General features: G+C 63.4%; 15 protein-coding genes and 2 tRNA genes. 5 read left to right on the top strand and 12 right to left on the bottom strand.

Features of this window, described 5'->3' with window-relative positions:
- Nucleotides 1-15: 15 nt before the first annotated feature.
- Nucleotides 16-2,040, top strand: coding sequence for a Stk1 family PASTA domain-containing Ser/Thr kinase (gene pknB, locus CXQ88_RS09305; protein WP_104043865.1), 2,025 nt, complete (start codon nucleotides 16-18; stop codon nucleotides 2,038-2,040).
- Between the two features lie 66 nt (nucleotides 2,041-2,106).
- On the opposite strand, the gene CXQ88_RS09300 is transcribed toward pknB, so the two are convergent.
- From CXQ88_RS09300 to CXQ88_RS09295, 3 genes are read right to left on the bottom strand one after another with little or no spacing between them, the layout of a single operon-like run.
- Entirely contained in the window at nucleotides 2,107-2,748 is a 642-nt protein-coding gene (locus tag CXQ88_RS09300; protein ID WP_104043864.1) for an anthranilate synthase component II, read from the bottom strand.
- On the bottom strand, nucleotides 2,745-2,915 hold the full coding sequence (locus CXQ88_RS21745) for a hypothetical protein (RefSeq protein ID WP_181037454.1): 171 nt from the start codon (nucleotides 2,913-2,915) through the stop codon (nucleotides 2,745-2,747). Before CXQ88_RS21745 ends, CXQ88_RS09300 begins: the two co-directional genes overlap by 4 nt.
- Before the next feature lie 2 nt (nucleotides 2,916-2,917).
- Complete coding sequence (locus tag CXQ88_RS09295; protein WP_258061787.1) at nucleotides 2,918-3,706, bottom strand: class E sortase; 789 nt, start codon at nucleotides 3,704-3,706, stop codon at nucleotides 2,918-2,920.
- 173 nt (nucleotides 3,707-3,879) lie between these two features.
- Between CXQ88_RS09295 and CXQ88_RS09290 the strand changes: the two genes are divergently transcribed.
- Together CXQ88_RS09290 and CXQ88_RS09285 are read left to right on the top strand one after the other, a co-directional pair.
- The gene (locus CXQ88_RS09290) at nucleotides 3,880-4,131 is read left to right on the top strand and encodes a cell division protein CrgA (RefSeq protein WP_104043904.1); all 252 of its coding nucleotides are present in this window, start codon (nucleotides 3,880-3,882) and stop codon (nucleotides 4,129-4,131) included.
- Complete coding sequence (locus CXQ88_RS09285) at nucleotides 4,128-4,769, top strand: DNA-3-methyladenine glycosylase I (protein ID WP_373637738.1); 642 nt, start codon at nucleotides 4,128-4,130, stop codon at nucleotides 4,767-4,769. The genes CXQ88_RS09290 and CXQ88_RS09285 overlap by 4 nt, the downstream gene beginning before the upstream one ends.
- A gap of 178 nt (nucleotides 4,770-4,947) precedes the next feature.
- On the opposite strand, the gene CXQ88_RS09280 is transcribed toward CXQ88_RS09285, so the two are convergent.
- From CXQ88_RS09280 to CXQ88_RS09270, 3 genes are all read right to left on the bottom strand, one after another.
- Nucleotides 4,948-5,415 carry a carboxymuconolactone decarboxylase family protein gene (locus CXQ88_RS09280; RefSeq protein WP_104043862.1) on the bottom strand — a complete coding sequence of 156 codons (468 nt, stop codon included), beginning with the start codon at nucleotides 5,413-5,415 and terminating at the stop codon, nucleotides 4,948-4,950.
- A 576-nt stretch (nucleotides 5,416-5,991) separates the two neighbouring features.
- A complete protein-coding gene (locus tag CXQ88_RS09275; protein WP_104043861.1) occupies nucleotides 5,992-6,870 on the bottom strand; it encodes a rhomboid family intramembrane serine protease in 879 nt (292 codons plus the stop codon).
- 9 nt (nucleotides 6,871-6,879) lie between these two features.
- Entirely contained in the window at nucleotides 6,880-7,425 is a 546-nt protein-coding gene (locus CXQ88_RS09270; protein ID WP_104043860.1) for a peptidylprolyl isomerase, read from the bottom strand.
- Between the two features lie 155 nt (nucleotides 7,426-7,580).
- Between CXQ88_RS09270 and CXQ88_RS09265 the strand changes: the two genes are divergently transcribed.
- The gene (locus CXQ88_RS09265; protein ID WP_104043859.1) at nucleotides 7,581-8,453 is read left to right on the top strand and encodes a hypothetical protein; all 873 of its coding nucleotides are present in this window, start codon (nucleotides 7,581-7,583) and stop codon (nucleotides 8,451-8,453) included.
- A gap of 109 nt (nucleotides 8,454-8,562) precedes the next feature.
- The gene (locus CXQ88_RS09260; RefSeq protein WP_104043858.1) at nucleotides 8,563-9,438 is read left to right on the top strand and encodes a glycosyltransferase; all 876 of its coding nucleotides are present in this window, start codon (nucleotides 8,563-8,565) and stop codon (nucleotides 9,436-9,438) included.
- 30 nt (nucleotides 9,439-9,468) lie between these two features.
- Here CXQ88_RS09260 and CXQ88_RS09255 read toward each other — a convergent pair whose 3' ends face one another.
- The 6 genes from CXQ88_RS09255 to gyrA all read right to left on the bottom strand — a co-directional run bounded on the left by CXQ88_RS09255 (nucleotide 9,469) and on the right by gyrA (nucleotide 14,380).
- Nucleotides 9,469-10,419 carry a DMT family transporter gene (locus CXQ88_RS09255; RefSeq protein WP_104043857.1) on the bottom strand — a complete coding sequence of 317 codons (951 nt, stop codon included), beginning with the start codon at nucleotides 10,417-10,419 and terminating at the stop codon, nucleotides 9,469-9,471.
- 78 nt (nucleotides 10,420-10,497) lie between these two features.
- Nucleotides 10,498-10,573, bottom strand: a tRNA-Ala gene (locus CXQ88_RS09250).
- A 72-nt stretch (nucleotides 10,574-10,645) separates the two neighbouring features.
- Nucleotides 10,646-10,762, bottom strand: a complete 117-nt coding sequence (locus tag CXQ88_RS22100) for a DLW-39 family protein (RefSeq protein ID WP_018769884.1) — start codon at nucleotides 10,760-10,762, stop codon at nucleotides 10,646-10,648.
- Nucleotides 10,763-10,830: 68 nt separating this feature from the next.
- A tRNA-Ile gene (locus CXQ88_RS09245) sits at nucleotides 10,831-10,904 on the bottom strand.
- A gap of 97 nt (nucleotides 10,905-11,001) precedes the next feature.
- Nucleotides 11,002-11,709, bottom strand: a complete 708-nt coding sequence (locus CXQ88_RS09240) for a DUF3566 domain-containing protein (protein WP_104043856.1) — start codon at nucleotides 11,707-11,709, stop codon at nucleotides 11,002-11,004.
- The gene (gyrA, locus tag CXQ88_RS09235) at nucleotides 11,702-14,380 is read right to left on the bottom strand and encodes a DNA gyrase subunit A (protein ID WP_104043855.1); all 2,679 of its coding nucleotides are present in this window, start codon (nucleotides 14,378-14,380) and stop codon (nucleotides 11,702-11,704) included. The genes CXQ88_RS09240 and gyrA overlap by 8 nt, the downstream gene beginning before the upstream one ends.
- Between the last annotated feature and the right edge of the window lie 48 nt (nucleotides 14,381-14,428).

Genomic DNA, 14,428 nt, shown 5'->3' with positions numbered 1-14,428 from the left:
TCCCCAGGACAACCCATGAACGAATCAGCGCGCACACCGTCGCACCGGGAGGACAACCTTCCGGTGGATAACCGGCGTGTCCTGAGCGGACGATACGAGTTGGGCGGCCTCATCGGCCGGGGCGGTATGGCGGACGTGCACCGGGGCCTGGACACCCGGCTGGGGCGTACCGTGGCCGTGAAGCTATTGCGCCCGGACATGGCGCGTGATCCCCAGTTCCAGGCGCGCTTCAAGCGCGAAGCCCAGGCCGTGGCTGCGTTGAACCACCCGTCCATTGTGGCCATTTACGATACGGGCGAGCACCTCGTCCACGACGGTTCGGATGACAACGTCCGGGTGCCGTACATCGTGATGGAATTTGTTGACGGCAAGACCATCCGGGACCTTATCCGGGCCAACGACGTCACGATCGCCCAGGCAATCGATTACTGCCTGGGTGTGCTCGCAGCCCTGGAGTACAGCCACAAGGCGGGCATCGTGCACCGGGACATCAAGCCGGCCAACGTGATGTATTGCGAAGGCACGGACTCGGTGAAGGTTATGGACTTCGGCATCGCCCGTGCCATTGCGGACTCCTCAGCCACCATGACCCAGACGCAGGCCGTGGTGGGCACTGCGCAGTACCTCTCCCCGGAGCAGGCCCGCGGAGAAACAGTGGATGCACGCAGCGACCTTTACTCCGCCGCCTGCCTCCTGTACGAAATGCTGACCTCGCGGCCGCCGTTCGTTGGCGACAGCCCAGTGTCCGTTGCCTACCAACACGTGCGTGAAATTCCAGCACCGGCCAGCAGCCTGAACCCGGAGATTTCGCCTGCGCTGGACACCGTACTGGCGAAGGCGCTGCAGAAGAACCGCGACGACAGGTTTCAGGATGCCGCCGCTTTTATGCGTGCCCTGCGGGCTGCCAGGGCAGGTATTCCTGTGCCCGCTGTCTCCGCCTCTGAGGCGCCCACCGATCCCAATGACCATATCCCAACGCCTTCCACTGGCCCTGTCACGGAAGCGTTTGCCGTGACCGGTGCCAGCTTCCTGGACGACGCGCCGACCGGCCGGCTCGCTGCCACGAGCGCACTGGCGGACGACGGCGTCAGCACAACTCCCGCCGCTTACGAACTTTCCACACGGGATGAATTACCCTTGGGCCTGCCTCCGGAACGGGAGCGAACTGCGCGCCAGAAGTCCCGCCGTCGTGCATGGATCAGCACCCTGGTGATTTTCACCGTCCTGGTCCTTGCCGGTGGCGGACTGTGGCTGTACAACATTGTGAACCGCCCGGCACCGCCGCCGCCCAAGATTGCGATTCCGGTGGTGGCCGCCATGACTGAGTCCGCGGCGCTGCAGGAGCTCTACGGCGCGGACTTCGAGCCCAGAATCGTCCGTTCGCAACACAATACAGTGCCCAAGGGCACCGCCATCGGCACGGATCCGGCCTCCGGCGTGGCCATGGAACCCGGGTCCGAGGTCATCCTGAACATTTCCGAAGGACCCAGCGCCGTCAAGATTCCTGACACCCTCCCGGGCAAGACCGAAGCTGCGGCGCGGGACATGCTGCGACAGATCGGGCTGGTGGGCGCACCCTCCACCACCACCGCCAACAGCGCCACGGTCCCGGCCGGCATCGTGATCACCACAAGCCCCGCCCCAGGGCAGAGCGTGGGCGTGGGCACAAGCGTTGAGCTGGTGGTGTCCACGGGCAAGGTGGCAGTACCGGAACTGCGCGGACTGACCCGGCAAGAAGCAGAAGCAGCCTTGAAGGAACTGGGCCTGGTACCTGCCGTCGCCGAGGCCGAGAACGCGCAGGTGGAACCAGGCAGGGTCACGGATCAGAGCGACGCCGTGAACGCCACGGTAGAACAGGGAAAGACCGTCACCATCGTGGTGGCCAAGGCGCCGCCCCCGCCGCCCACCCCTAAACCAACCCCTAAACCAACCCCTAAACCAACCCCTAAACCAACTCCGACTGAGACGGAGCCGGACCCAGACCCGGAACCGGAGCCGGACCCAGACCCGGATACAGAGAGGTCCGGCAGGAGGGGCTGACCCCCTACTGTCGCCTGCCTCAGCGGCTGGCTTCGGTCAGCAGCGTGCCGGACCGGTTCTGGTGGGTCAGTGCTGGATGAGCGGGCTCAGCTTGGCTGCCCGCGCAGCCGCGCCTTTCATGCCCAGGGACTCAAGCCAGTTTCCCAGCATCTGGTAGCCGCCCTCAGTCAGCACGGATTCCGGGTGGAACTGCACGCCGCACAAGGGCGCGGTCCGGTGTTGGAGGCCCATCACCACTCCGGTCGCGGTTTCCGCTGTGACCTCCAGGACGTCGGGAAGCGTGTCCCGCACCGCAGCGAGCGAGTGGTAGCGCGTGGCCGTAACAGGGGAGGGGAGACCGGAAAAAACACTGGTTCCGATGTGCTCCACCAGGGAGGTCTTCCCGTGCATAAGTTCCGGGGCATGGGTTACTTTGCCGCCGAAAGCTTCGGCCAGCGCCTGGTGACCCAGGCAAACGCCGAACATGGGCACGCTGTTCTCGCCGCACCACCTGATGAGTTCGATGCAGACGCCGGCTTCGGCCGGGTTGCCTGGGCCCGGAGAGATCAGCACGCCGTCGCGGGCGCCGGCCAGTTCAATGGCTTCCGCGAGAGTCACGTCGTCGTTGCGGACCACTGTGGTCTCCGCACCGAGTTCCTGGAGGTAGCCCACCAGGGTATAGACGAAGCTGTCGTAGTTATCCACCACGAGGATCTTGGTTGTGGTCATGGCTGGTTTGCGGAACCAATCGTTGAGTCGGTAAATGCGGTGTACTCGGACATCCAGGGAAAAAGGAACTGAACCATCAATACCAGTGCGACGGCGATGAGCACCAGCGAGGTGGCGATTCGCAGCCACAAAGGCCCTGGCAGATGGCGGAAGATCCAGCCGTACATGCTCAGCCCCTTCCAACCGCTGCGGCCACCTGGGCTGCGATTTCAGCTGGCGGACCGGCCGACGCAGGGCGCCAACTGTCCAGCAGGGCATAGGCGATGATGCGTTCTTCCGCCCCGAAGCGGGGGTTGCAGCTGGTCATGGTGAGGAACCTTTCCGTGGGGGTGACACCCGGAAGGGTGGGCACCGGTTCCAGGACGTCGGTCCGCGACGGCATCACGATCTGGTTGTTGCGGAAGACATACACGTAGTAGCCGTCCTTGGTCTGGACGTAGATCTTGTCCCCGGGCACCAGGGTGTGGATGTTGTCCAGAACGGCGCCGTGAGTCTGGCGGTGCCCGGCAACAGCGAAGTTACCCACCGCTCCGGGCATGGCCGTGTTGGCGTAGTGTCCCAATCCCAGCGTGTCCAGCACGTCGCCGGTGGTTCCTTGGACGATAGGCCGGGTGTAACTTTCGCCAAACCGGGGAATGTACATGATGCCGATGGTGCCGGCATGACCTGGCGCAGCTGAAACCACAGGGGGACCAAAATCCTGGGGAGCCGCCGGAGCTGCCGGCGCGTCCGGGGCGGCTGAAGCCGCAGCGCCGAGGTCCTGGGCGAACTCCTTGATGACTTCGCTCTGCTTCGCGTCAGATTCCACGTTGGTCCACCACAGCTGCCAGGCAACGAAGAGAAGAAGGACGATTCCTGCGGTAATGAGCAGCTCACCCACAACCTGGACGATACCGCGCAGAATTACGACGCCGGCAGCCGGCGCAGCGGCGGGCCTCGCCTTCTCCTGCAGTACCACGGGTTCTCCTCCGGGCGGGTGCGATGGGCATTGGTGACCCATGACTACGGCTAGAATTGGCTGCTAGTAAGAATCCAGATTTGACCAAGATCGCGCAGACCGCTGGCAACATCCTTCTTGCAGGATATCAAGCCCGGAACGCCGAGCTTGCCTCAGCCCGCCAAGGAGAGCCCGTGCCCGAGTCAAAGCCTCGCAAGAAGACCGCCAGCACCCCCCAGCAGGCTACGTCGCAGTCCTATAAGCCCAACCCCATCTGGTTCAAGCCGGTCATGTTCGGCCTAATGATCATCGGCCTCTTTTGGATCATCACCTTCTACATCAGTGAAGGCCGCCTCCCGGTCCAGGCGTGGGAATCCTGGAACATCGTGGCCGGCTTCGGCATCGCAATCATCGGCTTCCTGATGACCACCCGGTGGCGCTCATAGTTCCTGACCGCGGCGCAGTCGTCAGCGGTGCAGCTGCCGGTGGTGCAGTGGTCGGCGAGGACGGCCTCGCCCGGCCGGCGTGGGCATCGGTGGATCCGCTCCTGCGCGACTACTACGACCAGGAGTGGGGCGTTCCTGTCACCGACGAACAGGGGCTCTACGAGCGCATCTGCCTGGAGGGATTCCAGGCAGGTCTCTCTTGGGCCACCATCCTTCGGAAGCGCCCCGCTTTCAGGGCGGCCTTTGCAGACTTCAACCCCGACGCGGTAGCCCTTTTTACCGAGGCCGACGTCGAACGGCTTCTGCAGGACCCCGGCATCGTCAGGAACCGGCTGAAGGTCCGCTCTGCCGTGACCAATGCACAGGCCACCCTCGCGCTGCGGGACGAAGGCGGCCTGGTGGACTTCGTCTGGCAGTTCAAACCGGTTGATACGCCCCGCCCTGCAACCCATTCCGACATCCCCACCCAGTCGGCGGAGTCGATTGCCCTGTCCAAGGCACTTCGGAAGAAGGGGTTCTCGTTCGTCGGCCCCACCACCATGTTTGCCCTCATGGAAGCCATCGGCATGGTGGATACGCACCTGCTGGACAGCCACCGCCGAGGTTCTTCAGGAATCTGGCCGGGCCCCCGCCTCTAACTGGTTTTCCCCAACTGTTGGGAAAGTTATCCACACTGTTGAAAACCCCAACCTGCAAATAACAAGCAGGCTTCCTAAGCGCCCTGCAAGGCCCAACTGCTCATCATGCCGCCTAGATGCAGTTATTAACAGTGTGGAAGACCTGTGGATAACGAGGCCCCTCTGTGTGTGTCGTAAGTTAGCGATCCCGACGGACGGGGTGGTGGCTGGTAATGGAAACCCGGTTGAATGCGTTCATGGTGATTACCAGCCAACTGACAACCGAGAATTCCTCTTCCGTGAGGTGCTCGCGGGCGAACTCCTCCTCGTGAGCCTGTGAACGGTGGTCCGGCAACTCCGTAATGCTTTCAGCCAAGGCAAGGGCAGCCCGTTCCCTTTCGGTAAAGAGGGACGTCTCGCGCCAGGCGGGGAGCACCGCCAGCCGCTGGCCGCTCTCGCCGGCCTTCAGCGCGTCCCTTACGTGCAGATCCAGACAATACGCGCAGCCATTGAGCTGCGATATTCGGACGTGCAGGAGTTCCACGGTCTTCTCGTCCAACCCCGCCGCCTCGGCGGCCTCACGAACCTTGAGTCCCAGCCCGTTGAGCGCCCGCCACAGGACAGGATGCTGCTTGTCGAGGAAGACGTGCTTCGTGGTGGCGCTCAATGAATTTCTCCTCGTGGGAAGGCAATGGCAGCAGGTGCCGGAGCGCTGCCGTCAAGCAGCAGGCTGCCACCTAGCTTCGACTACGCAGCCAGAGTTGTCCACTTACCAACACAGCGATACCCACAACTTATCCACAGTTGTGGAAACAGCAGCTGCCAGGGTAAGCGAGCGGAGCCCTTCTCCCTGCGGAGCAGGCAATTGCGGAAGCACGATTACACCGCTGTTACTTATTAACACTGTGCACAAGCCTGTTGAAAGATACGCAGACCCGCCCGGGTAGGGCCCGCCAAGGGGTTCCTTCCCCGGCGATATCCACAGACGCCCGGATATTTCCCTCTTTGTCCACTTACGCACAGCGCTATCCCCACGAGTTATCCACAGATGTGGATTCCGGCTGGCACTGTTGCAGCGAACTCCCGCCACTTCGCTGGAAAGGCACCTTTCCCGTTTGAACTACAGGCGTGTAAGTTACGCACACTGTGGATAAGTCCTGTGGAAAAGAAAGGCCCCGACATCATAGATGTCGGGGCCTTTCAGGAGGACGTTTGCCCTAACCCTAGGGCGGACGTGTATGGGCTACATGGAGATTTTGGCCCAGCTCGCGGCGGCCAGCAGCACCAGGACCGCCACCAGGCCTGCCGCCTGGATGAGACCCTGCCGTGGTCCCCGTGGAGTGTAGGCGAGGACTGCCGCGCACAGAGCACCTGTTATCAGGCCGCCCAGGTGCGCCTGCCATGCGATCTGGGGGATCAGGAACCCAATCACACCGTTAATCGCAATCAGGACCCAGAGCTGGCGGGTATCCCCACCGCGATGGCGCTGCACCAGCAGCATGGCGCCGAAGAGGCCAAAGATGGCACCTGAAGCACCTACAACCCCCACCAACCCCTGTCCGGGCACCAGGACGGGATTCAGGAGCAGGTACCCAACGGAGCCGCCCACTGCAGAGATGAGGTACAACGCCAGGAAGCGGGCACGGCCCAGGAGTGGCTCGAGGGCCTGGCCGAAGATCCACAGCGTGTACATGTTCAGGGCAATGTGCAGGACGGAGTCCGGCGAATGCAGGAAAGCTGCGGTGAGCATCCGCCACGGTTCAAAGGCCCCGTATTCAGGGGTAGCAAACACGTTGTTGTAAGCGAACTGTTCGTAAACCACCTGGCCCGGAATGAGCCACTGCAGCGCGTACATCAGCGCGCAAACAGCGATGATTCCGTACGTCACCAGCGGTTTGCCCGACGCTGCGGCGCCGCCGTAGACCGTCCGGACCTCCGGCGTCGTGCGCCTTGTTTCGTTGACGCAGTCAATGCACTGGAATCCGACGGCGGCCGCCCGCTGGCAGTCGGGGCACGCGGGGCGCCCGCACCGCTGGCAGCGCACATAGGATGGCCGGTCCGGATGCCGGGGGCATACCGGAACCTGCGCGGACGGCTCAGCCGACGGAATTCCGTAACTCATGGGTTGAAATTACAGCTGTTCGATGTCGATGCTGTTGATGGTGACGTCCTCGACGGGACGGTCGCCCATGCCGGTACGGACGCCCTCGATGGCGTCGACAACCTTCTTGGATTCCTCGTCAGCCACTTCACCAAAGATGCTGTGCTTGCCCTGCAGCCAGTCGGTGGGAATGGTGGTGATGAAGAACTGGGAACCGTTGGTGCCCTTGCCCATCCGGATGCCGGCGTTTGCCATGGCCAGCTTGTAGGGCTGGTTGAAGCTGAGTTCGGGGTGGATCTCGTCGTCGAACTGGTAGCCCGGGCCACCCACGCCGCGGCCCAGCGGATCGCCGGCCTGGATCATGAAGTCCTTGATGATGCGGTGGAAGATGGTGCCGTTGTACAGCGGTGTGCCCGTCTTTTCCTCGCCGGACTCCGGGTGGGTCCACGCCTGCTCGCCGGTGGCGAGGCCAACGAAGTTTTTGACCGTCTTGGGGGCATGGTTGCCGAAGAGGTTAACGACGATGTCGCCGAGGCTGGTGTGGATGGTTGCTTTTGCGGTTGCGATTGCAGTCATAGGGCTCATTCTTCCATGACGGTCCGGGGTGGGGATGGCTGTGGCAACAGTTCCGCGCTGGGTGAAATCCGCCTAAAATCCGCCGAGAGAATAGCCGGTGAACACCAAGCCACGTAGGCTAACCACAGATCGTCACATTAAATCGGGAGGTAGTTGTGAAGAAATCGGATCGTATTGCCCGTGAGCTTGAGCTGTCAGTCACCAGCGCCGTAGAGAATGCCAGGGATTGGGCCGGCCCCCGTGTAGAAGCAGCGGTTGACCGCCTGCAGCACAGCCTGGATACCGCATCTCCCAAGATCCAGGAAGGGCTGAAGACGGCCGCGCACAGGGCAGCCGACGGCGTGGCCGTCGTGACGCCCCGCATCCAGGACGGCCTTGCGCAGCTCGCTCCCCGGATCAATGACGCGGTGGAGGGCGCTTCGCCTCGGCTGCATGAGGCCCTGGACAGGGCGACGCCGGTCATCCTTAATGCCCGGGACCGCGTAGTGGTGGAGTACCTGCCCCGCCTGTCGGACCAGATCGGTGTCGCGTCAGGGGTGGTGCACCGGACGCTGGAGAACACGCCGGCACACGTTGACGCCGTGGCCCAGAAGCTTGGGGACGTCGGGATCATTCACGCCCTGCAGGAGCAGGCCGTGGCCACCGGCACGCAGCTCAAGGCCGCCGCAACTCAGGCAGGCCGCACGGCTACCGTTCAGCTCGCTGAGCCGGAGACGCCGAAGAAGCGCGGCTGGCTAGTCTTCGGTGTTATTGCCGCGGCGGTCGCCGCCGGCGTGGCGGCCTGGAAAGCGTCCAAGCCGGTGGAGGACCCGTGGAAGACGCCGTCGCCCGTCACCGGGACTGGCACGCCTGCACCTGTTCCGGCCACCACCGTGAACGAGGTCCCGGAAGCGACCACCGGCTCCGCCTCCGAGGTTGCAGAGGCTGCCAAGGTCCCGGCCGGAGACGGCACTGACAAGGCCAAGCACGTGGCAGAGGACGTTTCCAGCAGCGCCGGCGGCGCGGACAAGGGCACCGTCCAGTCCTAGCAGACAACGTTTCTCTTGAGGGGTCCCGCCTTCCAGGCGGGGCCCCTCATTCGTCTCCGGGTATACCGCCCTCCCGGCGGGACATCTGATCGATGCTAGATTTGGACTGATGTCAGCCGACCAATCCTCTGGGGATGCCTTGAACGACGCAGCAGAACTGCCCCGCGTATCAATTGTTATCCCGGCATACAACGAGGAGAGCGTGATCCGGCAGTGCCTCATAGCTGCCATTTACCAGTCTGTCCCCGCCCACGAGATCATCGTGGTGGACAACCTGTCGAAAGACCGGACCGCGGACATTGTCCGGCAGATGCAGCTTGAGTACCCGGAAAGCCCCATCATCTTGCTGAGCCAGGACAGGGAACAGGGGCTCATTCCCACCCGGAACTTCGGCCTGGACAACGCCAGCGGCGACGTCCTGGGCCGCATCGATGCCGACTCCGTGGTGGAACCGGACTGGGTGGAACAGGTGCAGCGGGCTTTCGTAGACCAATCAGTCCAGGCTGCTACCGGCCCCGTGGTCTACTACGACATGCCCATGCGCCGCTTCGGCCTCAAAGCCGATGACAAGATGCGCCAGCTTATGCTGAAGCTCGCCAAACACCAGTACCACTTCCTGTTCGGCTCTAACATGGCCCTGCGTTCATCAGCCTGGCAAATCATCCGGTCAGAGACGTGCCGTGACGAGAAGGACGAGATGCATGAGGACATCGATCTTTCCCTGCACCTGGCGGACCACGACCTGAAGATCAGTTACTGTCCGCAGATGGTTTCCGGCATGTCCGCACGCCGGTTGGAGGACTCGCCGCGGGACTACCGCTATTACGTCACCCGGTTTGACCGGACCTACAAGGCACACAACGTCAAGAAGATGGCCCTCAAGGCGCCCATGGTGGTGTTTTTTTCGGTGTACTTCCCGGCGAAACTCCTGCGGGCCATCCACACAGTCAACACAGCCCAGCCAGTCCGCCGCGGCGGACAGTAGGCACTTCAGCAGCCTGGACTTCGCGCACGATCAGTCCGTCCCCAGTTCCGCCAGGGGACGCTCCGGCGGTCCATCAGCGTTGCCTGTACCTTTATCCCGTCCCCGCCACGCTGCCCTCCCGGGCTTTTGTCCGAGGACGACGACGGCGAGTCCCACCAGAATGAGCACCAGTCCGGCGTACGTGCCGGCAGGGAGCACCTCCTCGAGGAACATAGCTGCGAGAAGGGCCGCGCCGGGGATCTCCAGCAGGATGATCATCGACACCAGGAGCGGACTCATGGTGGCCAGCAGGTGGTTGAACGCAGTGTGCCCGATGAGCTGTGCGCAGACGGTGATGGCCGCAATGCCGAGCCACCCGGCCGCCTCGAAGCCCACCAGCGGCTGGCCGCCAAGCAGTGCCAGCATGGCCACCAGGGCAGCACACATGCCGTAGCACAGCGTGGTGTAGGTCCCCGTGGTCATGCTTTGCCGGGCCTTACCGCCCGCTAGCGTGTAAAGTCCGGCCAAGGCTCCACCGGCCACAGCCAAGAGGTCTCCCGTAAGGGCTTCGGGAGAAGATCCCATGTCGAAGCCAGTGATGGCCACGACGCCGCCAAAGGCGATGCCCAGCCCGGCCAGCACCTGCCAGCGGTGCCTGGTGCCCCGGAAAAGCTGGAAGACGGCGATCCACGCGGACTGGAGGCAGACCAGGGCTGTGGCTGCGGCAACCGACGTCAGCTGCAGGGACGTGATGAAGCAGGCAAAGTGCAGGGCCAGTGCGACGGCGGCCAGCACGGACCAGCGGAACTCCGCCTTTGTGACCCTGCCGAACTGGGCCGGCTCACGAATGAGGGTGGGGGTGGCCATGACGGCGGCGCCGATGGCATTCCGCCAGAAGGCTATGGCCAGCGCACTCACACTGGTAGCTCCAAGGGTGGCAGCTATCAGGGGGCCGGAGGACGCAACGCCCAGCACGCCCAGGGCCGCAAGAAAGAAGTTCACTGTCCAACCCTAATGTCGGCTGCCGCGGGGCAAAGCAAAAGTCCCGGCTAGCGCTTGACGCTAACCGGGACTTTCCTATGGTGGAGGCACGGGGACTCGAACCCCGAACCCCCTGCTTGCAAAGCAGGTGCGCTACCAATTGCGCCATGCCCCCATAAGAAGCAACCCGTCCATCATACCCTAGAACCAAGGGGCTGCTGACCAGCCCCGGGACCAGGTGTCCGGCCTAGTCAACCGTATCGGTTGACTTGCTCCAGACTGTTTTCCGGGCTTCAGATTCCTGTGCTTTGCGGTAGACCAGGATGCCTGCGATTGCGGCTGCCAGTACAAGCAACTTCTTCACATGCTCCCCATTCCGGTCCGGCCGCAGTAATGCGAACCAAACCTCCACTTGAACCTGCACAGGTTCCGTGGGCGTACCAGGACTTGAACCTGGGACCTCTTCGTTATCAGCGAAGCGCTCTAACCGCCTGAGCTATACGCCCCGATACCTCATCGGGCCGAGACATGACTTTACAGCACATCCCGGCCCGATCTCAAATCGGGCGCTTCCACCGGCAACTGTCCGGTGAAAACAGGGACCTAATCGTCGGTGAGGGTGACGCCGATGCCGCCCACCAGGGTGGCAGCGATGTTGTAGAGAACGGCAGAGAGCATGGAGAGCGCGGTCAGCAGGACAACGTTCACCACGGCGATAATGGTGGCAAAGGAAGCCACCTGGCCCAGCGAAGCAACCTTCTTCAGCTCGAAGCCGCCGCCCTCAGAGCCGGCAAGGGTACCCAGGAGGCTGTCCACCTGGTCGAAGATCCCTGTAAGGTCCAGGACGGTCCACAGAACAATTGCGGCCACCACGGTGACGATCCCCAGCGCCACCGACAGCAGGAACGCCATCTTCAACACAGACCAAGGATCCACCTTGCTGACCAGCAGCCGGGCACGCCTGACCTTGGCCTTCGGCGCCGGCTTCACCAGTCCGGGCGTGCCCTGCGCAGGACGCTGGCCCTGTGCGGGGTTTCCCTGTGCCGGCCGCTGGCCGGGCTGGCCCTGCAAGGGCCGCTGACCCTGTACGGGACTTCCCGGAGCCGTGCGTGGGGCTGGCTGGCCCGACGTCGGACGGTCACCTTGGACGGGGCGCTGAGCGGGAGCCGACGGGCGCTGGCCTGGAGCAGTTGCCGGGGCTGCCGGCCGCTGCTGGGGACGAACAGGAGCGTTCACGCGGGGCGCAGCCGAGGGCCGGCTTCCCTCGGGAACAGAAGTGTTCGGCTTGGGAAATGAGTCCGGATTACTCACTCGTTACCTCCGTGTTGTCTTCGTTCGGCTCAGCGTCGCCCGAGGCGTCCTCTGACTCTACGGCCGGTGATTCTTCTGCCAGTGCTGACTCTGCGGCTTCCTCCGGGGAACCGCCATCTTCTGCCAACGTTACGTCATCCTCAAGCGATTCCTCGCCCTCGAGACCGCGTTCGCTGTTGCGCGCCACTTCGATGATCCGGTCGTTTTTGTCCGGCTTGGCGAAGATTACGCCCATGGTGTCGCGCCCCTTGGCGGGGACACCGGCGACGGAGGAACGGACAACCTTGCCGCCCTCCATGACCACCAGCACTTCATCTTCTTCCTGGACAATCAGCGCTCCCACCAGGTCACCGCGTCCTTCTGCCAGCTTGGCGACCTTGATGCCCAGGCCGCCGCGTCCCTGGAGCCGGTATTCGTCGACCGCGGTGCGCTTGGCGTAGCCGCCCTCGGTCACGATGAACACGTACGAGCCGTCGGTCACCACGTTCGCGGCCAGCAACTCGTCCTCCTCGCGGAACTTCATGCCTGTAACACCGGAGGTGGCCCGGCCCATCGGGCGCAGGGCGTCCTCTGTAGCGGTGAAGCGGATGGACTGGCCCTTGCGGGACACCAGCAACAGGTCATCAGTTTCAGAAACCAGCTGTGCAGAGACCAGCTCGTCGCCGTCGCGGAGGTTGATGGCGATCACGCCGGCGGAACGGTTGGTGTCGTAGTCCTCCAGCCGCGTTTTCTTGACCAGTCCCCGCTTGGTGGCGAGAACAAGGTAAGGCGCCTGCTGGTAGTCCTTTAGGTCCAGCACCTGGGCGATGTGCTCGTCCGGCTGGAACGCCATGAGGTTGGCCACGTGCTGGCCCTTGGCATCACGGCCCGCTTCCATCAGCTCGTACGCCTTGGCGCGGTAGACCCGGCCGAGGTTGGTGAAGAACAGCAGCCAGTGGTGGGTGGTGGTGACAAAGAAGTGTTCCACCACGTCGTCGCCGCGAAGCTGGGCACCCTTGATGCCCTTGCCGCCGCGCTGCTGGGACCGGTAGTTGTCGCTCCGGGTCCGCTTGACGTAGCCGCCGCGGGTGATGGTGACAACCATCTCCTCTTCGGGGATGAGGTCCTCCATGGACATGTCGCCGTCGTAGCCCATGAGGATCTTGGTACGCCGGTCATCGCCGTGCTTGGCGACGATTTCACCGAGCTCATTGCTGATGATTTCACGCTGGCGCTGCTCGGAGCCGAGGATCTCGTTGTACTCGGCAATGAGGGCTTCAAGCTCTGAATGCCGGTCCTGGATTTTCTGGCGCTCCAAAGCCGCCAAGCGGCGCAGCTGCATGTCCAGGATGGCCCGGGCCTGCAGCTCGTCGATATCCAGCAGTTCCATCAGGCCGTCGCGTGCTGCCTCGGTGGTGTTGGAAGCGCGGATGAGGGCGATGACTTCGTCGAGCATGTCCAGTGCCTTGAGGAGCGCCCGCAGGATGTGGGCTTCTTCCTCGGCCTTGCGCAGCCGGTACCGGGTGCGCCGGGCGATAACATCCATCTGGTGGGTCACCCAGTGCCGAATGAAGGCATCGAGGCTCAGCGTCCTCGGGACTCCGTCGACGATGGCCAGCATGTTGGCGGAGAAGTTGCTCTGCAGCTCGGTGTGCTTGTAAAGGTTGTTCAGCACTACCTTCGGCACGGCATCGCGTTTCAGGACGATGACCAGGCGCTGGCCGGTCCGGCCGGAAGTTTCATCGCGCAGGTCGGCGATGCCCTGGATCTTGCCGTCCTTCACCAGTTCGGCGATCTTGATGGCCAGGTTGTCCGGGTTCGCCTGGTACGGCAGTTCGGTGACCACGAGGCAGGTGCGTCCCTGCAGTTCCTCCACGTTCACTACGGCGCGCATGGTCACGGAGCCGCGGCCGGTCCGGTACGCATCCTCGATGCCCTTGTGGCCCAGGATGGTGGCGCCGGTGGGGAAATCGGGGCCCTTGACCCGCAGGAGGAGCTCTTCCAGCAGATCCTCGCGGCTGGCGCCCGGGTTGGATAGGTACCACTGCACACCGTCAGCTACCTCGCGGAGGTTGTGCGGCGGAATGTTGGTGGCCATGCCGACGGCGATGCCCGAGGATCCGTTGACCAGCAGGTTGGGGAACCGGGCCGGCAGGATGGTGGGTTCCTGGTTCTTGCCGTCGTAGTTGTCCTGGAAATCGACTGTTTCCTCGTCAATGTCCCGAACCATTTCCATGGCCAGCGGCGCCATCTTCGTCTCGGTGTAACGGGGCGCAGCAGCACCGTCGTTGCCCGGCGAGCCGAAGTTGCCCTGGCCGAGGGCCAGCGGGTAGCGCATGGTCCAGTCCTGGATCAGGCGGACCAAGGCGTCGTAGATCGCGGTGTCGCCATGGGGGTGGTACTGGCCCATGACCTCGCCCACCACACGGGCACACTTGTTGAAGGAGCGCTCCGGGCGGTAGCCGCCGTCGAACATCGCGTAGAGCACGCGGCGGTGCACCGGTTTCAGGCCGTCCCGGACATCCGGGAGGGCGCGGCCTACAATAACGGCCATGGCGTAATCCAGATAGGACCGCTGCATTTCCGTCTGCAGGTCCACCTGCTCCACGCGGTCCGTCAGCACATCGCCTTCAAGAACGGTGTCCGGGTTCCCGGCCTCGGGGACCGGGTTCTCGGGTGTTTCGTCGCTCATTTTCTATTTCCGTTTCAGGTATATGTCAGTTCTGGAATATGCGAAAGC

Origin of the sequence: Arthrobacter sp. ZGTC412, assembly GCF_002929215.1 — a bacterium.
Classification (GTDB): Bacteria; Actinomycetota; Actinomycetes; order Actinomycetales; family Micrococcaceae; genus Arthrobacter.
This window is presented reverse-complemented; position numbering and strand designations above follow the sequence as displayed.

Excerpts from the sequence above, each read along its gene's own strand:
- CXQ88_RS09270 (WP_104043860.1), bottom strand. The coding sequence starts at position 7,425 with ATGACTGCAATCGCAACCGCAAAAGCAACCATCCACACCAGCCTCGGC.
- CXQ88_RS09275 (WP_104043861.1), bottom strand. The coding sequence starts at position 6,870 with ATGAGTTACGGAATTCCGTCGGCTGAGCCGTCCGCGCAGGTTCCGGTA.
- gyrA (WP_104043855.1), bottom strand. The coding sequence starts at position 14,380 with ATGAGCGACGAAACACCCGAGAACCCGGTCCCCGAGGCCGGGAACCCG.
- CXQ88_RS09260 (WP_104043858.1), top strand. The coding sequence starts at position 8,563 with ATGTCAGCCGACCAATCCTCTGGGGATGCCTTGAACGACGCAGCAGAA.
- CXQ88_RS21745 (WP_181037454.1), bottom strand. The coding sequence starts at position 2,915 with ATGTACGGCTGGATCTTCCGCCATCTGCCAGGGCCTTTGTGGCTGCGA.
- pknB (WP_104043865.1), top strand. The coding sequence starts at position 16 with ATGAACGAATCAGCGCGCACACCGTCGCACCGGGAGGACAACCTTCCG.
- CXQ88_RS09300 (WP_104043864.1), bottom strand. The coding sequence starts at position 2,748 with ATGACCACAACCAAGATCCTCGTGGTGGATAACTACGACAGCTTCGTC.